The sequence below is a fragment of the Paraburkholderia kirstenboschensis genome, from assembly GCF_032806925.1.
GTDB lineage: Bacteria > Pseudomonadota > Gammaproteobacteria > Burkholderiales > Burkholderiaceae > Paraburkholderia > Paraburkholderia kirstenboschensis.
The window spans coordinates 1433172-1454939 of the sequence record NZ_CP136513.1; the positions used below are offsets into that span (position 1 = coordinate 1433172).

Here is a 21768-nt window from a genome sequence, read left to right on the forward strand (position 1 = left end):
ATTTAGGATTAGACCCATCGAATCCAGTCAGTCCCAGAGGCTGCAATCATGACCACCGCTCGACTTACCGCAGCTACCCCAGAACAGTCGTCAGCCCGCGGGCAACTCAACGGCATCCTGTTCGTCACGCTGTTCGCCGCTGCCGTCACGCGCATCGCCGAAATCCCGGCCATTGCCGGGCTGGGTCTCAGCCCGCTGATCGTCGGCATCGTCGCGGGAGCACTCTACGGCAACGCGTTGCGGGACGGCATGCCCGCAAGCTGGGCCGCCGGCGTCAATTTCTCGGCGCGCAAGCTGCTCCGTATTGCGGTTGCGTTTTTCGGGCTGCGAGTGAGTCTTCAGGAGATCGCCCAAGTCGGCTTGCCCGGTCTTGCGGAATCGGTACTGATCGTCGTCAGCACGCTGCTGATCGGCACCTGGGCCGGCATGAAAATCATGAAACTCGACCGCGACACAGCGCTCCTCACGGCTGCCGGCAGCGCGATTTGCGGCGCGGCGGCCGTGCTCGCCTTCGAGTCCACGCTGCAATCGAAGCCCCACAAAAGCGCGATGGCCGTAGGCAGCGTGGTGCTGTTCGGAACGCTTTCCATGTTCCTTTACCCGGTTCTGTTCGAGGCAGGCTGGCTGCACCTCGACACGGTCGGCGCGGGCCTCTTCTTCGGCGGCACGATTCACGAAGTCGCGCAGGTGGTCGGCGCGGCGAGCAACGTGAGCCCGGAAGCCACGCATATCGCCACCATCGTCAAGATGACTCGCGTGATGCTGCTCGTGCCGGTGTTGCTCGTGGTGGGCCTGTGGGTGAACCGCGCGGCACGCCGCGACGCGTCAGCCGCGGGGACGCAGCAAGGCGCTTCCGTTCATCAGGGCAAGCTCGCGATTCCCTGGTTCGCACTCGGCTTCCTTGCCTTTGTCGTGATCAACTCGCTGCATGTGCTGCCGCAAGCCGCCACCACGACGCTGAATACGCTCGATACCTTCGCGCTGACAATGGCCATGACCGCGCTCGGCATCGAAACGCGCATCTCGCAGATTCGTCAAGCGGGCCCTCGCGCGCTGACGACCGGCTTCATCCTTTATGTATGGCTGATTGCGGGCGGACTCGGCATCACATGGACTGTCCAGCATTTCCTCGGCTAAGCCCCTCGCCTCACAAGCCAACCCCGCCGCGCGCGGGGTTTTGCGCGTTATGCGCGAGCGTCCGGCGCGCTTGCGCGGCATACTGGCTGCCCGAGCGGCGCATGAGCCCTGCGCGTCGCGTTGAACGAGCGTTCATGCAACCGGAATGAGGACCAATCGATGAGCCTGGAACTTTACTACTGGGACGGCCTGCAAGGCCGTGGCGAATTTGTGCGGCTGGCGCTGGAAGAAGCCGGCGCCGACTATGTAGAAGTGGCGCGCGGCGATGCTTCCGAGGGCCTCGGCACCGGCGCGATGATGGCGGTGATGAAGAGCAAGGACGAACCGTACCCGCCGTTTGCGCCGCCGTTCCTGAAAGACGGCGATCTGGTGATCTCGCAGACCGCGAACATCCTGTTCTATCTCGGCCCGCGCCTGAACCTGGCGCCCTCCGTGGACAGCCTGCGCTACGTGGCAAACGGCTTGCAATTGACGATCGCCGACGTGGTCACCGAGGCGCACGACACGCATCATCCGCTCGCAAGCAACCTCTATTACGAAGATCAGAAAGACGCCGCGAAGGTGCGTGCGCACGACTTCATCGATAACCGGATTCCGAAGTTCATGAAGTATTTCGAGCGCGTGCTGAAGCAGAATCCCGCCGGCGACACCTTCATGGTGGGCGACTCGCTGACCTACGTCGACCTGTCCATGTTCCAGCTGATCGACGGACTGCTTTATGCGTTCCCCCGCGCGCTGAAGCGCTTCGGCGAGCACTACCCGCGGCTCGCCGCATTGCACGCGGCCGTGAAGGAGCGGCCGAACATCGCCGCCTATCTGCAATCGGAGCGCCGCCTCGCGCATAACGAGGCGTGCATCTTCAGGCACTATCCCGAACTCGACAAGGCGGCGGCTTGACCCGCGCCGTGATTCCCCGTTCATGCCCGGCAGCGCGCCCGCTTCTTCCAGCGGGCGCGCTGCTGTTGTCGTGCGCGCTTTTCTAACTTCTCTCACGCCCCGTACCGCCGACGTGCTCTCATTCCTGCTGAAGCTGCGCACCCGCGCCCATGACCTTTTCCGTCTCTCGGACGCCCATACGATGCTGGTCTGGTCGGTGGTCGTAGGCGTCGCGGGCGCCTTTGCGACGATCGCGTTCCGCCAGGGCATCGAGTTGCTGCAACTGTTGGTGGCCGGCAAGTCCGGCAGCTTCGTGGAAATGGCGCGCAGCCTCCCGTGGACGGTGCGGATCTGGCTGCCGGCGGCGGGCGGGCTCGTAGCCGGTTTCCTGCTGCTGATCGCCCAGCGTCACGCCGACAAATGCAATCACGTGGACTACATGGAGGCGGTGGCGATCGGCGACGGCGTCGTGCCCGTGAAGCTGAGCCTGTGGCGCAGCCTCTCGTCGCTGTTCACGATCTCGAGCGGCGGTTCGATTGGCCGTGAAGGTCCGATGGTGCAGCTTGCCGCGCTTGCCGCCTCGCTGATCGGACGCTGGGTCCACTTCGATCCGCCGCGGCTGCGCCTGCTGGTCGCGTGCGGCGCGGCGGCGGGCATAACATCGGCGTATAACGCGCCGATCGCGGGCGCGTTCTTCGTCACCGAAATCGTGCTCGGCTCCATCGCGATGGAGAGTTTCGGGCCGGTGGTGGTCGCGGCCGTCGTCGCCAATATCACCATGCGCGAATTCGCTGGTTACAAGCCACCGTACGAAATGCCGGTGTTTCCGCCGGTGGCGGGCATCGAAGTGCTGCTGTTCGTCGCGCTCGGTCTGCTGTGCGGCGCGGCGGCGCCGCAGTTTTTGCGGCTGCTCGACGGCTCGAAGGCATTGTTTCGCAAGCTGCCGTTGCCGCTGCCCGCGCGGCTCGCGCTTGGCGGACTTGTCGTCGGCATTCTGTCGGTCTGGACGCCGGAGGTGTGGGGCAACGGCTACAGCGTCGTCAACTCCGTGCTGCACTCGCCGTGGACGTGGACCGCGCTCGTCGTCGTGCTGGTGTTCAAGCTGGTGGCAACGGCGGCCACCGCGGGCTCCGGCGCTGTAGGCGGCGTGTTCACGCCGACGCTTTTCGTCGGCGCGGTGGTCGGCTCGCTATTCGGCCAGGGCATGCACGCGCTGTGGCCGCACGGCACCTCGGCGCCGTTCGCCTATGCAATGGTCGGCATGGGCGCGTTTCTCGCCGGCGCCACACAGGCGCCGCTGATGGCGATCCTGATGATCTTCGAGATGACGCTCAGCTACCAGGTCGTGCTGCCGCTGATGTTGTCGTGCGTCGTTGCGTATTTCGTGTCGCGCGCGATCGGCAAGACGTCGATGTATGAAATCACGCTGCGCCGCAATCAGGAAGAACTGGAACGCACCCGCCTGCGCGCCACGCAGATGCGCGAGCTGATCCGTCCCGCGCAAACCGTCGTGCCGCCGAATGCGACCGTGCACGACATGACGCGCGTGTTCCTCGAATATCCGGTGAAATATCTGTATGTGGCCAACGAATCCGGTGCGTTTCTGGGCGTGGTCGCATTGAAGGACATCACCTCCGATCTGCTCGACAAGCGCGATACCTCGACACGAACGGCCGCGGACTATCTTCAGCCGCATTTCGACGTGCTCACGCCGGACATGCCGCTCGGCGTCGCGCTGCAGCACTTCATGGCTTTCCAGGGCGAGCGGCTGCCGGTCGTCGAAAGCGCCGCACATCCGCGCCTCGCGGGCGTGGTCTATAAAACGTCGCTGCTCGACGCGTATTTCCGCATGAATCCGACGCGCTGAAGCCGGTCGGCGCGGGCACGGCGCGCGTGTCGCGCCATGCAAAGCACGGCAGATTCTCTACAATGGGAAGACGCTGCGGCCACGCGCCGCAGTGCGGGTTACGCGAGGACGGGCGCGCCGAGACGCCCGCCATCCGATCGGAGCGAAGATGAGCGAACCGTCCCTCGACGCCGTACGCCGCGACCAGGCGGGCTGGATTTTCCTGCATATCGAAGGCGAGCCGTACGATCGCGGCGAACAGCACGGCCAGTTGCTTGCCGCGGAAATTCGCAACGCGATCCGAACCGCCCGCTACCTCGCGAAGTGGGACACCGGAGAAGATTTCGACACCTTCGTCGAAGCCGCCGTCTCCCAGTTCGCCAACAAGCTCGACACCGAATTCGCCGACGAAATCCAGGGCATCGCCGACGGCGCACAGCTGCCGTTCGCCGAAGTGCTGGCGTGGAACGGCTACATGGATCTACTCCAAAGCTGGTGGCCCGCGCACGCGGCCGAGCAGAAACCGAGCCTCGGACTCAAACCGTGGCGCGGCCGGCGCGGACATCATTGCAGCGCGTTTATCGCAACGGGCAATGCGACGCGCGACGGCCGCATCGTGATGGCGCACAACTCATGGGACCGCTATGCCGCCGGCGACGCGTTCAATGTCGTGTTCGACATCGTGCCGGATCAGGGCAACCGGATTCTCATGCAGGGCGTGCCGGGATGCATTTCGAGCCTCACCGATTTCTGGGTGACGGCTGCCGGATTGATGGTGACCGAAACCACGATATCGAACTTCGTCGGCTACAACGCGGCGGGCGCGCCCGAGTTCTACCGCTCGCGGCGGGCGTCGCAGTACGCGAACAGCATTGGCGAGTGGTGCGAGATGTTTTCGATTGCGAACAACGGCGGCTACGCGAACAGCTGGCTGCTGGGCGACACCAAGACCGGCGAGATCGCTCGTTACGAACTGGGGCTGCACTATTCCGGCTTCGAAAGCACAAGGAACGGTTTCTACAGCGGCTACAACACGGCGACCGATCTGAAGATCCGCAATCAGGAATGCATCGGCGAAGGCGAGGACTATACGGACGTGCGCAAGAATGGCGCGCGGCGCCTGCGCTTTATGCAGCTGGAGGAAATGCACCGCGGCAAAATCGACGTGGAACTCGCCAGGACGATGATCGCGGATCATCACGACGTCTATCTGGATCGCAGCGACAACCCCTGTTCGCGCACGATCTGCGGGCATCTCGAACTGGACGACGCGCGCTTTGGCGGCTCGGATCACGGGCCTTTCAACCCGTGGGGCGCGAACGACGGCAAGGTGGTCGACAGCGAGATGGCGCGCGAAATGGCGTTCGCCGCGCGCTGGGGTCATCCGTGCGGGCGGCCGTTCGACGCCCAGGCGTTCATGAAACGGCATCCGCAGTGGAACTGGCTGAACGGCTACATGCGGGACCGGCCTTCATGGCCGTGGACGCGCTTCGAGGTGTTGCGCTAGCTGGGGCGCGGCTTGGGAGCCTCGGGGCGAATCCGCAATTGGGCTGCCATTCCCGCGCCATCATCGGCGATCTACAATGAGTGGTCACGAAGCGCGCGTTGCAGAATTTGCGCGTCGGGCATGACGAAGCGCGCGGCCGGCAAGCCCGGGCCATGCGCGGCTTGCGCCTTCCTTTCGACGCGTGGTCGGCACAGCAATTGCTCAACCGTTAGCGCCGCATGAGCTTAGGAGGTCGGGCATGAAAACCTCGACACTGTTGACCATGGTGACGCTGTCCGCTTCGTGCTTCGCCGCGCCGGTTCATACGGCGCAGGACGGCACGACTGCGAACGCCCTTGCCGAAAGCGCCAACGCCGCGCCAGTCGCCCCTCCTGCGCCGGAGGTGGCGGTCACCGACGAGAATCGTCCACAGGAATGGCAGCATATCGTCTTGCCGAAGTCGCGACATCCCGAACGGGGCTTCGCGGCGCAAAGCGAGCGGCTGCAGACCTGAGAGCGGCGCTTGCCGTGTGGCGGTTTCCGGTTGATCGCGAGGAACCGCGAAGAACCGTGACCAGGTGCGACCAGGCGGAACCCGGCGCGACTAAGCTCGACTAGCGGCACTTGCCGGTCCTGCGCGACGAGCTCTGACAGCCTCCGAGCGCCCCGACGAGCGGCAACGAAGTCGGGACGAGGCGACCATTCCAGGCTTTGAAACAGCAACCAGCGGCAGTTACGCGCATCAGGCGACAATAAGCGCCGATAGGCGCCGATCGAACGCAATCAAGCGGCAACCGAACACGGCGCCAAACGACAGCCAAACGACAATCAAGCGGCACCGATCCATCCCAACCGCACCAACAGGAGCTTGCATGACGACATCGTCCATCCCCGGGGAATCCATCGACTTGCAGATCTCCGACGTGCTCAGCGACGTCCACTTCCCCGCCAACAAGGACGCTCTCGTCGACGCCGCGCGCGAAGCCGGCGCGAGCAACGAGGTCCTGTCGATGCTCGACGGCCTGCCCGAGCAGGATTACGCGGACGTCGCGTCGGTCACGCAGCTGATCGGCGGCAATTACGGGCCGGGTCTGAGCGCGTGAGCGAGCACGCGGAGGCGCCCCGGCGCCTGCTCGCACCGCTGGAACAGCGTGGCGCGGACTGGATCTATCGCTCGCCGCAATCCTGCGGCACGGCCGGCACCGTGGACCGCGGCGACATACACGGCGCAGGCGGCGTCGAGCGGATCGAAGCGTTTTTTCACGGCGCCGGTTACGCGATGCACCGCCACGACACCTACGCGATCGGCCGCACGCTAGCCGGCGTGCAAAGCTTCCGCTATCGCGGCAGCCTGCGCCACAGTTTGCCCGGCGGCACGATGGTGCTGCATCCAGATGAACCGCACGACGGCCAGGCCGGCACCGGCGAAGGTTTTCGCTACCGCATGGTTTATGTCGACCCGGCTCTTTTCCAGCAGGCGCTCGGCGGCAAGCCCCTGCCCTTCGTGCACGGCGGCTTGTCGAACGACCCGCGTCTTTTCGCGGCCACGGAAAACCTGCTGCGCAGCATGGATCGCGCGATGGACCCGTTGGAACAGGACGACGGGCTCTACGAACTGGCCACGGCGCTCGGCGCGGCAGCGGGCGCGCGGCCCGCGCGCCGCCCGGTGGATTACGCCGCCGCCCGCCGGGCCCGAGAGTATCTGCTGGCCTCGCTGGAACACACGGTGACGCTCGACGAACTCGCGGCGGCCGCGGGACGCGATCGCTGGAGCCTGTCGCACGATTTCCGCGCGGTGTTCGGCACCAGCCCGCACCGTTACCTCACCATGCGGCGTCTCGATCTGGTGCGCCAACTCGCGCCGGCCGGCATGCCGCTCGCCGACGCCTCCGCCGCGAGCGGCTTCTCCGATCAGAGTCATATGACGCGGCACTTCAAGCGCGCATGGGGCGTGGCGCCCGCACAGTGGCTCAAGATGCTCGGGACTACATCGCCAGCCATCCGTTAGGCGCGAAAGCGAAAGCGCCGCGTTTCGCGCACGGCGCCCGCCCACAAACGTTCAAGACCCACCGGCACCTCGCGCAGTACGCTCCTTCGAGAGACGTCACTCATCTTGGAGAAGGAGCACAGCATGTCGGATATTCAGGCCCCCCAGCAAACCTACCGCGCGATCAATTTCGCTGAAAAACTCGCGTTGTTCAGCGATCAGTGGCAAGCGCGGGTCGTCGCGGAGATGAACGACTACCAGTTCAAGGTCGTGCGCATCGAGGGCGATTTCATGTGGCACCAGCACGCGGACACGGACGAAACCTTCATCGTGCTGGACGGCCAGTTGCGCATCGACATGCGCGACGGCTTCGTGATGCTGTCGGCGGGCGAAATGTTCGTCGTGCCGAAAGGCACCGAGCACAAGCCGTTCGCCGAACTCGAGGTCAAGCTGCTGCTGATCGAGCCTCGCGGCGTCAAAAATACCGGCGACGAAACCAACGAACGCACGGCCGCCAACGACCTGTGGATTTAACCGCGAGCCGCCGCTATGCAGGCAATGGCGCAGACAGCGGCGCCTTCGCGGCCGGGCGCGGCCACGGCTGACAGCCCGCCGAACCTGCAATCGGGCGCGCGGGCTTCGCGCGTCGCGAATCGCGCGCGGGCGCCGTCGCATCCGACTGGAAATGCTCGACGAGGTGATCGACGAAAGTGCGCACCTTAGCGGGCAAGTGCAGGCGGCTTGGATAAGCGATCGTGATTTCGATCTCCGGCAGACGGTAGTCGCCGAGCAGTTCCACGAGCCGTCCGAACGCGAGGTCGCGCCCGATCAGATAGCTCGGCAGAATAGCGACGCCCATGCCGAGCAGCGCGAATTGCCGCAGCATCTCGCTATTGTTCGCGGCAATCGCGTTCGCGGGCCTCACGCGCACGAGCCCTTCCGGCCCGCTGAACACACGCTCCTCGCCGCCCTGCTCGGGCGGCCGGCTCAGGCACGGATGACCCAGCAGATCTTCGGGCCGCGTCGGCGTGCCGTGCTGGGCGAGGTAGGCAGGCGTCGCGCAGACCGTCTGCTGACAGGTGGTCAGCCGCCGCGTGACGATGCTCGCGCTGCGCCCCGGGCGCCCGGCCAGAATGCCGACGTCGAAGCCTTCTTCGACCAGATCGGCGTGACGGTCGGCGAGCGTCACGTCGGGCACCACCTCGGGATAGCGCGCGGCGTACGACTGGACCGCCGGCGCGAGGCTCTGCAGACCGAAGACGACCGGCGCGACGATGCGCAGCGTGCCGACCGGTTCGTGATGACGCGCCACCACCATCTGCTCGACGCCGTCGAGGTCGTCGAGAATGTGGCGCACGCGCTCCAGATAAGTCGTGCCCGCTTCGGTCAGCGAAAGACGACGAGTGGTGCGATTTAGCAGGCGGGTGCCGAGACGCGCCTCCAGATCCGCCACATGGCGGGTGACGACAGCGGTGGAAAGATCCAGCGCGCCTGCCGCGCGAACGAAACTGCCGAGGTCCGCCACCTTGACGAACACGCGCATCGACTGCAATTGGTTCATGGGACGACTCCTGCCTCGAGATGCCGGGCCGGCGCAGCGTTGCCGCCTGTATCACCCCGCGCGGCAAGGCTCGCGCGGATTTGCCCAACAAATCGATTGTATCGACCCGACCTGTCCCAACCCTGACCTGCACGTGACAATCGCGTCAGCTTTACCGATGCGCGCGCACCACTGTTTCACCCATTATTGCGGGTTTTGGCTAGGTAGAAACCCTTAGTCACTGGTAAGATGGCGACCGGAAGAAATTCATCGCTATACCGCTAGCCAACTGCCATGCCACATCGTTTCCAACTTTTCGAAAAAATCGCGTTTTCTTTGGTCTGCTGGTCCGCCGCGGCCTGCTCGGCTTTCATCGCTTATGAGCGCTGCCCGGATATCCAGGTCGTCCTGCATGCGGGCGAGGAAGTTTTGCGTTACAGCGGCGAGTATTCGTTCGTGTGCGCGAGCCCTGTCGCAGATAGCTGCACGCAACTCGCAACGAACTGATTCGACGTCGTTGCCTGGTGCGAGGGGTGGCCGGACCGGTCGCCCCTCGGTGTCACGCGCTGCGTCCGAACACCACGCGCGAAAAGAATCCCGCCAGCACCGCTTCAGCCATTTCACTCGGCACATTCTGCGGATCGACGGTATAGAAGAACTGCACACCGTCGCACAAACCCATCAGGCCCATGGCCAGCATCTCGGGCGGCAACAGCATCGGCGTGCCGACCCGCGCCGAAAATTCGCGGACATAGGCGGCCAGTTGTTCGAGCTTCTCGTGCAGGAACGCGTTGAAACGCAGCCTGAAGCGGCCGTCGCGCGCCGCAAGAAGCTTGGCCTCCACCCACAGCAAAAAGCATTTGTTCTCACGATGCAGGTTGCTGTAGTAGCGCATCACGCGCTCTTCCATCTCTTCCCGCGTGGCCGCGTTTTCGAAAATGGCCCGCAATCCCGCCTGCATGGTTTCGTGGTCGCGCCGCAGTAGCTCGAGAAACAACTCGTTCTTGCTGCGGAAATTCGAATAAAACGCGCCACGCGTATAGCCCGCCGCCCCGGCAATGTCTTCGACACTCGCCGCGACAAAGCCCTTCTTCATAAAAATTGCTTGCGCAGCGTCGAGCAGACGCTGACGTGTCTGGTCTTTGCTTTGCTCGCGTGTCAATCGTTGCCGTTTCATGGGCGAGAGTCTAGCACCTAAAAGAATTCCAATTCACTTCGACATTCAGATACAGGTGTGTATTAGAATTCGCATCATCATTGGAAGTCAGATTCGTATGCCATTTGCATGAACCGGCATGCGCTCTTCGCTGGCGAGCCGCTGCGGCTTGCCGTGTTCGTTCGCTGTCTCCTGTTGGGGTAATTGTGAAGCGTCCCGATTTTCCCGCATCGTCTGCGATGCGCGAGCAGTCCCATCGTCTCGCGCGGCCATGGCATCTGCGCAGCGCCGCGCTCGCGCTTGCTTTCGCAGGCGTCGTCGCGTTGAACGCATGTTCGAAGAAGGAGCCGCGCGCGCCCGAGCCGCGTCCGGTCGTAGCCGTTGCGGTTCATGCGGACGGCAATACCGCGCCCGTGACGTCGCTGCCCGGCGAAGTGCAGGCGCGCTATTCGACGCCGCTGTCGTTTCGCGTCGGCGGCAAGATCGTCGAGCGGCGCGTGCGTCTTGGCGACGTCGTGAGGAACGGCCAGATCGTCGCGCGGCTCGACCCAGCGGATGCGCAGAAGAACGCAGCCAGCGCGCAGGCTCAACTGGCCGCCGCCGAGCACAGCTATAAGTACGCGAAACAGCAGCTCGACCGCGATCAGGCGCAGGCAAAAGAAAATCTGATCGCACCGGCACAGCTCGAGCAGACCACGAACGCGTACGCATCGGCTGCCGCGCAGCGCGATCAGGCGGCGCAGCAGGCGGCTTTGTCGAAAGACCAGTTGCAATACACCACCCTCGTGGCCGATCACGCCGGCGTGATCACCGCGGAGCAGGCCGACACGGGCCAGAACGTGTCGGCAGGCCAGGCGGTCTACAACCTCGCATGGAGCGGCGAAGTCGACGTGGTCTGCGACGTGCCGGAAAGCGCGCTCGCCGGGCTTGCGCTCGGACAGACGGCAAACGTCACGCTCGGCGCGCTGCCGGGGCGCACGTTCACGGCGCGTGTGCGCGAGCTCTCGCCCGCCGCCGATCCTCAAAGCCGCACTTATCGCGCGAAACTCACGCTCGGCAATCCCGGACCCGCCGTGCGCCTCGGCATGACCGCGGACATCGCACTGTCCGCGCCAGCTCCGTGGTCGGCGAGCGGCGCGCAAGGCCAGCACGGCTTTATCGTGTTGCCGGCCACTGCGCTCTTCCACGACGGCACGCAGCCGGCTGTGTGGGTCGTGCGTGCCGCGGATAGCATGCTCGAACTGCGCCGCGTCACCGTCGCGCGTTATAACGAACGCACAATCGTCGTCAGCCAGGGCCTCAAAGATGGCGAGCGTGTCGTGCTGCAAGGCGTGCACACCGTGAGCGCCGGCGAGAAAGTCCGCGCGATCGCACCGCTGCATCCCGAGGACTTCGCTTCATGAGCACCACGCATGACGAAGAAGGACGCTTCAACCTGTCCGCGTGGGCGTTGCGCCATCAGGCGCTGGTCGTCTTCCTGATCGCGCTCTCCACCGCATTCGGCGTCCTCGCCTACACTCGCCTCGCGCAATCCGAAGACCCGCCCTTCACGTTCCGCGTCATGGTGATCCGCACCTTCTGGCCCGGCGCGACCGCGCGGCAGGTGCAGGAACAGGTCACGGACCGCATCGGCCGCAAGTTGCAGGAGACGCCCGCGATAGACTTCGTGCGCAGTTACTCGCGCCCAGGCGAGTCGCTGATGTTCTTCACGATGAAAGACTCGGCGCCGGTGAAGGACGTGCCCCAAACCTGGTATCAGGTGCGCAAGAAAGTCGGCGATATCGCGGCGACCTTGCCGCAAGGCGTTCAGGGGCCGTTTTTCAACGACGAATTCGGCGACGTCTACACCAGCATCTACACGCTCGAAGGCGACGGCTTTTCCCCCGCGCAACTGCACGACTACGCGGATCAGTTGCGCACTGTTCTGCTGCGCGTGCCCGGCGTTGCCAAGGTCGATTATTTCGGCGATCCGGATCAGCACATCTACATCGAAATAACGAATACGCAGTTGACGCGTCTCGGCATTTCGCCCCAGCAGCTCGGCCAGGCGATCAACTCGCAGAACGCCGTGTCGCAAGCCGGTACGCTGACCACGACGGACGACCGCGTGTTCGTGCGCCCAACCGGCCAGTTCAAGGACGTCGCCGCGCTCGCCGACACGCTCATTCGCATCAACGGCCGTTCGTTCCGCCTCGGCGATATCGCGACGATCAAGCGCGGCTACGACGATCCGGTCGTCACGCAAATGCGCGCGGGCGGCAAGGCGGTGCTCGGCATCGGCGTGACGATGCAGTCGGGCGGCGACGTGATTCGTCTCGGCAAGGCGCTCGACGCGGAAATGGTCCGCCTGCGCAAGGCTTTGCCCGTCGGCTTGCAACTGACCGAAGTGTCGAGCATGCCGCACGCGGTCGCGCATTCCGTCGACGACTTTCTGGAAGCCGTGGCCGAAGCCGTCGCAATCGTGCTCGTGGTGAGTCTCGTGTCGCTCGGCGTGCGCACCGGCATGGTGGTGGTGATCTCGATTCCGGTCGTGCTCGCGGTCACCGCGCTGTGCATGTACGTGTTCGACATCGGACTGCACAAGGTGTCGCTCGGCACGCTCGTGCTCGCGCTCGGCTTGCTGGTCGACGACGCGATCATCGCTGTCGAAATGATGGCGGTGAAACTCGAACAAGGCTGGAGCCGTACGCGTGCCGCGGCGTTTGCCTACACCAGTACCGCGTTTCCGATGCTGACCGGCACGCTCGTCACCGTCTCCGGTTTTCTGCCGATTGCATTGGCCAAGTCGAGCACAGGCGAGTACACGCGCTCGATCTTCGAAGTCTCGGCCATCGCGTTGATTGCGTCGTGGCTCGCAGCCGTCGTGCTGATTCCGCTGCTCGGTTATCACCTGCTGCCCGAGCGTAAGCGCGCGGCGCACGAAGCCGACGACCACGAGCACGACATTTACGACACGCGCTTCTACTCGCGTCTGCGTGGCTGGATCGGCTGGTGTATCGAGCGGCGTTTTGTCGTGCTCGCCATCACCGTCGTGCTGTTCGTGCTGGCGATGGCGGGCTTCACGCTCGTGCCGCAACAGTTCTTCCCGAGTTCCGACCGGCCTGAATTGCTGGTCGACGTGCGGCTGCCCGAGGGCGCCTCGTTCAATGCCACATTGCGCGAGGCGCAGCGGCTCGAGAAAGCGCTGGTGGGCCGCCCTGAAATCGATCACACGGTGGATTTCGTCGGCACCGGTGCGCCGCGTTTTTACCTGCCGCTCGACCAGCAATTGACCCAGCCGAATTTCGCGCAGTTCGTGATTACCGCGAAGTCCGTGAAGGACCGCGAGAAACTCGCGCAATGGCTCGAACCCGAATTGCGCAACAACTTCCCTGCCATCCGCACGCGCCTGTCGCGCCTCGAAAACGGGCCGCCCGTCGGTTATCCGGTGCAGTTCCGCGTGAGCGGCGACGACATTGCGACCGTGCGCTCGATCGCGGAACGCGTCGCCGCAACGCTGCGCGCCGACCGCGGCACGCGCAATGTGCAGTTCGATTGGGACGAGCCGGCCGAGCGCTCGGTACGCTTCGAAGTCGACCAGAAGAAAGCTCGCGAACTCGGCGTGAGCTCCGACGACATTTCGAGCTTCCTCGCGATGACACTATCGGGCTATACCGTCACCCAATATCGCGAGCGCGACAAGCTGATCAGCGTCGATTTGCGCGCGCCGAAAGCGGAGCGTGTGGATCCGGCGAAGCTCGTCACGCTGGCCATGCCGACGCCGAACGGCGCCGTGCCGCTCGGCACGCTCGGGCATTTGCGCAACGATCTCGAATACGGCGTGATCTGGGAGCGCGACCGGCAGCCGACTATCACGGTGCAGTCGGATGTGGCGCCGGGCGCGCAAGGCATCGACGTCACGCATGCTGTCGACAAGGCGCTCGGTCCGATTCGTGTGAGCTTGCCCGTCGGTTACCGCATCGAGATAGGCGGTTCTGTCGAGGAAAGCGGCAAAGGCCAGACGTCGATCAATGCGCAGATGCCGATCATGATCATCGCCGTGCTGACGCTGCTGATGGTTCAGTTGCAGAGCTTCGCGCGCGTGCTGATGGTGGTGCTCACCGCGCCGCTCGGTCTGATCGGCGTCGTCTTCACGCTGCTGCTGTTCGGCCAGCCGTTCGGCTTCGTCGCCATGCTCGGCGTGATCGCGATGTTCGGCATCATCATGCGCAATTCGGTCATTCTGGTCGACCAGATCGAGCAGGACATTGCTTCCGGGCATAAGCGTTTCGATGCGATCGTCGGCGCAACGGTGCGGCGTTTCCGTCCGATCACGCTGACCGCCGCAGCCGCCGTCCTTGCGCTGATTCCGCTCCTGCGCTCCAACTTCTTTGGTCCGATGGCGACCGCGCTGATGGGCGGCATCACGAGCGCGACCGTCCTTACCTTGTTCTATCTGCCGGCTCTTTACGCCATGTCGTTCAGAGTACGCAACGACGAGCGCGAGCCGCAAACGCCGTCCGCGTCCGGCGCGGCGCATACGGGGAATTGAGCATGATCCACTTCGCACATTCCTGCGTCGTTCGATGCTTCGGCGGTTTGAAGGCGGCACAACTGCCGTCGGCCGTTGCGCTCGCGGGCTCCGCTTTTGCGCTTGCGGCCTGTTCGTTCGGGCCCAACGGCGAGCCGCCGGCGATGCCACAGCCAGTCCACTACGGCAGCGAGGCGCAACCGGCGCAGACGGTCCCGGCGCAAGGCGTCGCGCAGCAGTTCGTGGTCGGGGCAAAGCCGGTGCCCGAATGGTGGAAGCTGTATCGATCGGACGCGCTGAATGCGCTCGTCGACGAAGGGCTGCGCAATAGCCCGACCCTCGCCGCGACCGAGCAGAGTCTCGCCGCCGCGCGCGAACAGCTGCGCGGGCAAATCGGCAGTTCGATGCTGCCCACCATCGACGCAGGCGGCCAGGCGACGCGCAATCGCGCGCTCGCGATTCCTGAGATCGGCCCTAACACGTTTCTGTACAACATCTTCGTCGGCCAATTGCAGGCGCATTACACGATCGACCTGTTTGGCGCCGCTCGCCTCGCCGACGCCGCGCTGGCCGCGCGCGTGAACGTGCAGGCGTATCAGTTGGACGCTGCCCGGCGCGCGCTCGCCGCGAACATCGTGAGCGCCGCGATCACGAGCGCCGCGTTGCGCGCGCAGATCGACACCACCGAAAGGCTCGTGACGCTTGCCGACGATCAGGCGCGCGACACGCAACGACGCTATGCGCTGGGCGCCGTGTCGCACGCCGATCAGTTGAGCGCGCAACAAAGTGCGGCGAGCTTGTCCGCGAGCCTGCCAGGGTTGAGGCAGCAATGGCAAACCACACGTCATGCGTTGGCCGTGCTGCTCGGTCGCACACCGGACGCCGCGCCAGCCGATCTCGAACTCGCGGGCTTGCATCTGCCTGAGCAGGTGCCTGTGGTGGTGCCGAGCGAACTGTTGCGTGCACGGCCTGACATTCAAGCTGCCGACGCCGCGCTGAAAGCTGCGGCCGCCGATGTCGGCGTGGCGACCGCGCAGATGTACCCGAGCCTGTCGTTGAGCGCATCGATGGGACAAGGCGGCTTCAGCTGGCCCGTCGCGCTCTCCGGCGCGGGCGCCATCTGGAGCATCGGCGCGTCTTTATCGCAGCCTTTATTTCACGGCGGCGCGCTGGTGGCACAGCGCCGCGCGGCCATGAACACCTACGAGGCCACGGTGTCGCAATACAAGCAGACCGTGCTTGCCGCGTTCCAGAATGTCGCCGACACGCTGGCCGCGCTCGAACACGACGCGCAGGCGCTGGAGGCCGCGAATACCGCGGCGCGTTCCGCTCAGGGAATCTTCGATGAAACCTCGGGCCGCTATCGGCTTGGCGCCGTACCGGTATCGTCGACGCGCACGAGCGAGCAGCAGTTTCGCAACGCGCAGCTCGACGAGATTCGCTACACGAGCGCGCGCCTGACGGACACGGCGGCGCTGTTTCAGGCGATGGGGAACCCGCCCGTCGAGGCGGCGGGTTCGCAGGGGAGTTCAGGGATAACTGCGCAGACAGCATCAAAGGCAACGGCGCACGGGTCCGAGGCCGAACCTGGTAATCCGGATTGACGGGCCGAACTTATCCCCAGTTGATGTTGAACAGGCTGTTGAAAACTTTCTGACAAGCAGGCTAACTCGTTGAGCCGGCTCGTGTTATGGGCGGCGGTGTGGAATGAAGCATACGTGGTAGAGACTGGTGTTTTTGGTCGATAGGATGAGAAGCGCTCCTGCAGGCTCTTCATTCGCCACCTTCCCTCGTTTCCGGCTCAATCGCCGTGCGCATCAGCTGGTCCATATACTGCTCCGGTACGAAGCGCATGCCGATGACCGGCTCGCTTGGGGGCGACTCACCGAGCCAGCCCGACCAGCCAAGCTGAGAGGAATCGCCCAGCGTCGCAGGTGGAGCGCATTGCGGCTTGATCTGCAACTCCAGGTCCCACTCATATTCCCGGCCGACGTACGCCCGCACCCACTGGATGAGCCGCAGCAGGTCAGCGCCCCGGGGCGTGAAGCGGTGGTATGTCCCGATGTTCAGCGGGCCGATCACGATGCAGAACCGGTATCGCCGGTCGGGCACCTGTTCACCCAGCAGCGCTCCCCCGCCGAGGCAGGCCGACATGCGCTGTCCGCCTGCCTTGCAGTGCAGTTCAGGCGGCAGCACGATCCAGTGGTCGGCATATTCGCTGATACGCACCGGCACGCCGAAATGATGCGCGACGGAGTCACGCAGTCCGTCCGGCGTTCTGCCCTCTCGAACGAGGTGCGGTGCCAATGACAGGCGTGCATGTGCGGGCAGTGGTCGGGGCCGATCACGCCGCTGCGCATAGCCGGAAAGCGCGGCAACATAAAACGAGAACCGGTCATGATCTGGGCGGTCCAGACTCGCCACCGACTGTGCGGACGCCCACGCGCGGTAAAGCAGCGTGAGCGAGCGGTGATGGAAGATGTCGAGGAAATTGCTGAGCGTCGGATCCCGGCGCTGTTCTTCGCGCTCGCGTGCAATCTCCGTGACGTGGATCGGCAGCGGACCATTGGGGCCCAGCATGCCGAGGCCAAAGAGCCGGATATGCAGCCTGCCGTTTTCCAGTCTGGCTTCCGCAATCTCGCTCGGGGCGAATATCAGGCTCGGTTTCTGGCCAGTGCGAAAGGGCTCAGCCGCTGGCAACAGCGCGCTGCCGACCGGATCAATGGCGGGATCCGCGTTAATGCGGCGCATCAGCGCGAAGAAACCGTAACGCCACGGCGTAGACCGCAAGGTTTCGATCAGTTCTGCTGAGATCGCAACGTTGGGTAATGTGGGGTCCATCAGAGTACCTCGCCGTGAGTCATCTGAGGCTCGATATCAGGGTGCATCCGCATGTGGTGCGGTGGCCTTGGCGCGCGACTGGAATGCCACAATCCTTGAAGCTTTGGTCTCCCTCAATGATGAAGTTTGGACTGGTATCTGGATGCTGTGGACATCTCACCTGATCCCCAATGCGAGCGACCGGTGTCCCTCGTAATCTCATCCTGTTCGATGCCGTGACAACTTCACCACCGTGATCTGTGGTATCGCCGAGTCGAATCAAATCAATCACGCTTGCCCCCGGAACCGCTAGTATCAGGCCTACTCATCGGCGTTTGATTCGGTGGCGGGTCCACTTCGATTGCGTAAAAATTCTCCCTAACGGATTGCGCGCCTTCTGGCCCGTCTACCTCCTTTCCGTTTTTGTCAAAAAAATGCGTATCTGTATCTACCACCATCTGCATTGGGCAAGGGTCGCTTTGAAGTACGCCGCGGAGCTTTGCGCATACTCGGTACGGACCAATCCTCGTCAATCCCAATCCCTTGCTTACATTGGACCCAATGGTCACCCCAACTGCATCTTTATCAAACTCAAAGATTTGGCGAAGAAAATCCGCAAAAAAAGGACGCTGATTGATGATCGGAAGGACTTGTTGTTCAAAATTAACCGAACCATCAGCAAAACAATTCGCGGCATACGAAGCCGACAACAACAAGATCATCGAAAATTTCTTTAAATTTTTCATCAATTATCATCCAATGTATTTAACGCGACGCTGGGTCCCATTTACGCCGCCGTGCAGCCACGTCTGCACGACACTAGCGCCGGCTCCTAGAAAATTATCGATATGGCGTCCAACTATTGCGCTACCGCGGTCATCTGCATATCGATCTCCTACACCATCAATGTTGACATGGGCGCGCGGCAGAATCACATTCCCGTCTACTGCTATTGAATGATTTTCCGTCACCGGTCCAAAAGCGCCTTGAACGCTGTCCGTGTATGCAAACGTGACTTGTGCAGGATCTTGAATATGGTCGCGATGTCCATGGCTGTTTAAATGCCATGTTGTCGACATGCTCACAAATCGTACATAACGCCCGTTTAACGCTTGTCCCGTCCCTTGCATGATGACACCGGAAGCACCATACAGAAAATTATATCTATGCTGGTCGCCCAGTCCGTGAGCATCAGTCATATCGCCGCCAAAGTCCGATTCATTGCAGACGTTGTATCCGGTAATAAGAAACGTACCCTCATACCATGCGTCCTTCAAACGAATGGCAAGTGGCACTGCAGAAATATCAGAATTTTCGACGGAGAGGCGAAGATCACCAGCATTCCTGCTTTTGAGCGTGATTAGAATCGTCCCATCAGCGGCACTTATTGAGGAACTTAAGCTCACAGCATCTCCGCTACGGTTACTCCGGATCGACACGGCTTTCCCAACAACCAGATTGCCGCCCGACACTTGCTTGAGCGTTATTTTTATTTTCAGAAGATATAAAATCTTTCCGCCCTGCACACTAGATGCAGACGGGATAATTGGCAAAGAGTCTCCATATATATTGTTCTGAATTTCCCAACTTAGCGCCGTATCGGCAATGGGCACCGTAACGTTTGACGTAGGGTGAGAATTAGAAACAGCCGATCCAACGGCGGTGGAAGAAACCGCGTCCTGGGAGGATACGGGCGACAGTGAGCCGGTCGGCGCGGACTGAATGTCAGCCATATAATTTTCCTTAGTGAACCAAATGAACAATCAGCCGTTCAGCGCCGTTTGTTATAATCCGCGCGGTCTTTCCGGCAAGGTCTGTAACACCCTCAACCACTTCGCCCGAGTCCCTAAAAATCTTGTACTTTACGTTAGACAACGGCTCACCCGTTGCCTTATTCACAAGTGTAAATTGCTCGTCATGCGGTTTTCCTGGCAGATTAAGAGGCTTATCCTCCGGGCTGGAAGTGTCGAAATCGGCACAATGAATAAGGCACCGGCCTTTAGTATGTATAAATATTCCTCTTTCATTGAGAGTTAATTGTGTTCCGCCCGCATTTAGTGTGATCTCATTGGGAGTTTTCAAGTTAATTGAACCCTGCTCACTAATGATCTCGATAACCTTTTGTGCAAGCAGATTGATGCCGTCGGTCTTCGCTTGTAGCAATATCTTCCCGGCGGCAGCGATCAACGTGATACCCATATGCTGAACAAAGACGCTGAATCGCTCCCGCACTGAAGCAAGGAGTGACCTGCCTGCCGCAATACCAACGCTCATGCCTGTTGTTAGTGCCAAGTGCTCGTTGCTCGCGATGTGTGTGCTCTGCTCTGCTGTCAGGGCTATGCTGGTGGCACTTGCCAGTACAAGTTGCGGTTCCGACAGCTCCGGAAACTGATTGTCGGCTGTCTTCGCGCCGCCACGAATGGAATCGTTTTGAGCCTTCAACGCATCTGCGATCTCAGATTGATCGCTCCCAGACTGCTGTGCCTCGTGAAATTGCGCCTGCTCCAAGAGGCTTCCTTGCAATTCACCGGCTGCTGTAAGCCGTTGCACCGTCTCAGTCATATCTTTCATGGGGGCCGACGCGCCCTCACGGGCCTCCGTTGTGAGCAGCATGCCCGGCGCCCGCATCACCGCATGCGCGTCAGTCGCAATCTCGATGCCCTCGCCGCGTGCCTCCTGACGGCCCTTGTCTCCGTTGATGCGCACGTTGTAGCCGGCCACGATGCGCGAGTTCGCATGATCGCTCGCCATCTGAACCTGAAGCTTGCCGGGCGTGTCGTCGGTCACCACCATGTTAGACGCGCGCCACGGCGCGGCGAGTTCCTGGCTGCGCCAGCCCGAGAGCGACTGGTTCGCCACCAGATCCCACGGCAACGGGTTGCTGTCCGTGTTGAAGCTCGACAGCACGAATGGCCGGTCCGGGTCCGAATTGACGTATCCCACGTAGACGTGATCGCGCACACGCGGAATCCACAGCGCCCCATAATGCAGGCCCTGCCACGCCTGCGCCAGCGGCACCCAGCACGTCGCGTCCCCGTTCTTTTCGCCCACCCGGTCCCAGGTGAACCACAGCTTCAGTCGCGCCATCGCATCGGTGAACACCCCGCGCGTCTGGTCATGACCGCAAACAATCGCCGTCTCCGCGAAAGCACGCGGCTTCTTCGCCTTCAGTGGCGTGCGGTACACCTCATTGGCCGGCTGCGCGGTGAACTTCGTCTGGCATCTGTACCCGCGCGTCGTCGCACCACCCAGCGTGACCGTATCGTTGTTCACGATCTCGATCTTCGTGCCCGTCACCAGGTATTCGGCGTTCACCGGCTCGAATGGATATCCTTCGAGGAAGAACGTGCGCCCGGTCGTCAACCCCCGCAGGTTGCCTTCGCCCCTGATACGCAGCGACTTGCAGCGGTAGGCATCGACCCGCACGCGCGCGAGGGTATCGGCCTCGAATTCGTCGTCGTTATGATCGCCCGCCAGGCCCATTGCTCCCTGAAGCGGCTGCGCGTAATCGGCCCAGGTGTATTCCTCGGCGTTGTCGAACGTCGCCTCGCGATGGATGGCGATGTTCCGGTCGAACTTCGTCAGCGCCTGCGTGTAGTCGTAGTCGATCACCGCCACCTTGCCGGTGGTCAGTGCCCGCGACATGGCAAGCCGGTGAATATGCTCCTCGTCGATGCGCTGGCCGTCCCGGTCCAGATAGCGGATCGTGCGGTACGCGGGGCCGTGTCTCCTGAAACTTGCGTTATCGCGCAGCACGAGCGTGATACCGTCAAAGTGGAAGGTGATGCCCCACTCCTGCCACAGCCGGTCCAGATAATCCCAGTCCGATTCCCAGAACTGCCGCTGATAGTCGCGCTTCGGGTACACCTTGCGACCGTAGCCGGGGCCGCCCAACTGCCATTGCACCGGATATGGATACTTCTCCAGCACCGCACGTGAAATTTCCTCAACGGACATGTCCATGAACGCCCGGTTTTCCCGGTTCAGCGTTGCGAGCCACAGCCACGGGCGCAGACGGAAACGGTAGAACACACGCCGGTCATCCGCCCCCATGCACTTCGCCGCAGCGATCACACCGGTGATCTCCCGCACGTCGGCACTGGTGCCCATTGTCCCGGCTTCTCCCGTGGCGCCCGAAGCCCATGTGCCGCTACCTTCAAGCGCGATCTTCACCGTCATCTTCCTGCCGACCAGCCGGTTCACGTCCACCACCTCGTGCATGGTCGACACGTACAGGCCGTTCGCCTCGATGGTCGAGACGTCCACCTCGTAGTCGTAGAGCCGTCCAAGCTTCTCGGTGCCGCGCAGGCGCGCAGCCACGAAGACCGGCTGCCCGCAGTGTTGCGGCAGCGCGTCGCCCGTCACCTCCAGCACGCGGCTCTGCGTGTTCCAAACCATCGGTGAACCTCC

19 protein-coding genes are annotated in these 21768 nt (G+C 62.8%); 12 read left to right on the forward strand and 7 right to left on the reverse strand.

Annotated elements, in window-relative coordinates; translation table 11 throughout:
- The first annotated feature begins 48 nt into the window (after positions 1 to 48).
- The 8 genes from RW095_RS29075 (at position 49) to RW095_RS29110 (ending at position 7866) form a co-directional block, all read left to right on the forward strand.
- Positions 49 to 1137, forward strand: a complete 1089-nt coding sequence (locus RW095_RS29075; RefSeq protein WP_317022204.1) for a YeiH family protein — start codon at positions 49 to 51, stop codon at positions 1135 to 1137.
- A gap of 159 nt (positions 1138 to 1296) precedes the next feature.
- Positions 1297 to 2034 (forward strand): glutathione S-transferase, encoded by a 738-nt coding sequence (locus RW095_RS29080; RefSeq protein WP_317022205.1) that lies wholly within the window; start codon positions 1297 to 1299, stop codon positions 2032 to 2034.
- 112 nt (positions 2035 to 2146) lie between these two features.
- Entirely contained in the window at positions 2147 to 3880 is a 1734-nt protein-coding gene (locus RW095_RS29085; protein WP_317022716.1) for a ClcB-like voltage-gated chloride channel protein, read from the forward strand.
- 148 nt (positions 3881 to 4028) lie between these two features.
- Complete coding sequence (locus tag RW095_RS29090) at positions 4029 to 5366, forward strand: C45 family autoproteolytic acyltransferase/hydolase (protein ID WP_128589138.1); 1338 nt, start codon at positions 4029 to 4031, stop codon at positions 5364 to 5366.
- A 238-nt stretch (positions 5367 to 5604) separates the two neighbouring features.
- Complete coding sequence (locus RW095_RS29095) at positions 5605 to 5859, forward strand: hypothetical protein (protein ID WP_317022206.1); 255 nt, start codon at positions 5605 to 5607, stop codon at positions 5857 to 5859.
- A gap of 358 nt (positions 5860 to 6217) precedes the next feature.
- The gene (locus RW095_RS29100) at positions 6218 to 6448 is read left to right on the forward strand and encodes a DUF2795 domain-containing protein (protein WP_128589134.1); all 231 of its coding nucleotides are present in this window, start codon (positions 6218 to 6220) and stop codon (positions 6446 to 6448) included.
- Positions 6445 to 7353, forward strand: a complete 909-nt coding sequence (locus RW095_RS29105) for an AraC family transcriptional regulator (RefSeq protein WP_317022207.1) — start codon at positions 6445 to 6447, stop codon at positions 7351 to 7353. Before RW095_RS29100 ends, RW095_RS29105 begins: the two co-directional genes overlap by 4 nt.
- 123 nt (positions 7354 to 7476) lie before the next feature.
- The gene (locus RW095_RS29110; protein ID WP_317022208.1) at positions 7477 to 7866 is read left to right on the forward strand and encodes a cupin domain-containing protein; all 390 of its coding nucleotides are present in this window, start codon (positions 7477 to 7479) and stop codon (positions 7864 to 7866) included.
- A 13-nt stretch (positions 7867 to 7879) separates the two neighbouring features.
- On the opposite strand, the gene RW095_RS29115 is transcribed toward RW095_RS29110, so the two are convergent.
- Positions 7880 to 8893: a LysR family transcriptional regulator gene (locus RW095_RS29115; protein WP_317022209.1), complete on the reverse strand. Its 1014-nt coding sequence runs from the start codon at positions 8891 to 8893 to the stop codon at positions 7880 to 7882.
- 273 nt (positions 8894 to 9166) lie between these two features.
- Between RW095_RS29115 and RW095_RS29120 the strand changes: the two genes are divergently transcribed.
- Positions 9167 to 9379: a hypothetical protein gene (locus tag RW095_RS29120; protein ID WP_128595225.1), complete on the forward strand. Its 213-nt coding sequence runs from the start codon at positions 9167 to 9169 to the stop codon at positions 9377 to 9379.
- 52 nt (positions 9380 to 9431) lie between these two features.
- On the opposite strand, the gene RW095_RS29125 is transcribed toward RW095_RS29120, so the two are convergent.
- Positions 9432 to 10049: a TetR/AcrR family transcriptional regulator gene (locus RW095_RS29125; protein WP_128595226.1), complete on the reverse strand. Its 618-nt coding sequence runs from the start codon at positions 10047 to 10049 to the stop codon at positions 9432 to 9434.
- A gap of 218 nt (positions 10050 to 10267) precedes the next feature.
- Between RW095_RS29125 and RW095_RS29130 the strand changes: the two genes are divergently transcribed.
- The 3 genes from RW095_RS29130 to RW095_RS29140 are packed head-to-tail and all read left to right on the forward strand — an operon-like array spanning position 10268 to position 16142.
- On the forward strand, positions 10268 to 11431 hold the full coding sequence (locus RW095_RS29130) for an efflux RND transporter periplasmic adaptor subunit (RefSeq protein WP_317022210.1): 1164 nt from the start codon (positions 10268 to 10270) through the stop codon (positions 11429 to 11431).
- Positions 11428 to 14559 (forward strand): efflux RND transporter permease subunit, encoded by a 3132-nt coding sequence (locus RW095_RS29135; RefSeq protein ID WP_317022211.1) that lies wholly within the window; start codon positions 11428 to 11430, stop codon positions 14557 to 14559. The genes RW095_RS29130 and RW095_RS29135 overlap by 4 nt, the downstream gene beginning before the upstream one ends.
- A 2-nt stretch (positions 14560 to 14561) precedes the next feature.
- A complete protein-coding gene (locus RW095_RS29140; protein ID WP_317022212.1) occupies positions 14562 to 16142 on the forward strand; it encodes an efflux transporter outer membrane subunit in 1581 nt (526 codons plus the stop codon).
- 169 nt (positions 16143 to 16311) lie between these two features.
- Here RW095_RS29140 and tssG read toward each other — a convergent pair whose 3' ends face one another.
- Genes tssG through RW095_RS29165 form a run of 5 tightly spaced genes read right to left on the reverse strand, consistent with a single transcriptional unit; the run spans position 16312 to position 21756 of the window.
- Positions 16312 to 17379 (reverse strand): type VI secretion system baseplate subunit TssG, encoded by a 1068-nt coding sequence (gene tssG, locus RW095_RS29145; protein WP_317022213.1) that lies wholly within the window; start codon positions 17377 to 17379, stop codon positions 16312 to 16314.
- 19 nt (positions 17380 to 17398) lie between these two features.
- On the reverse strand, positions 17399 to 17650 hold the full coding sequence (locus RW095_RS29150) for a PAAR domain-containing protein (protein ID WP_317022214.1): 252 nt from the start codon (positions 17648 to 17650) through the stop codon (positions 17399 to 17401).
- Entirely contained in the window at positions 17643 to 18104 is a 462-nt protein-coding gene (locus tag RW095_RS29155) for a hypothetical protein (RefSeq protein WP_317022215.1), read from the reverse strand. Before RW095_RS29155 ends, RW095_RS29150 begins: the two co-directional genes overlap by 8 nt.
- Positions 18105 to 18110: 6 nt before the next feature.
- Positions 18111 to 19091 (reverse strand): 3D domain-containing protein, encoded by a 981-nt coding sequence (locus tag RW095_RS29160; RefSeq protein WP_317022216.1) that lies wholly within the window; start codon positions 19089 to 19091, stop codon positions 18111 to 18113.
- Positions 19092 to 19101: 10 nt separating this feature from the next.
- Complete coding sequence (locus RW095_RS29165) at positions 19102 to 21756, reverse strand: type VI secretion system Vgr family protein (RefSeq protein ID WP_317022217.1); 2655 nt, start codon at positions 21754 to 21756, stop codon at positions 19102 to 19104.
- Positions 21757 to 21768 lie beyond the last annotated feature (12 nt).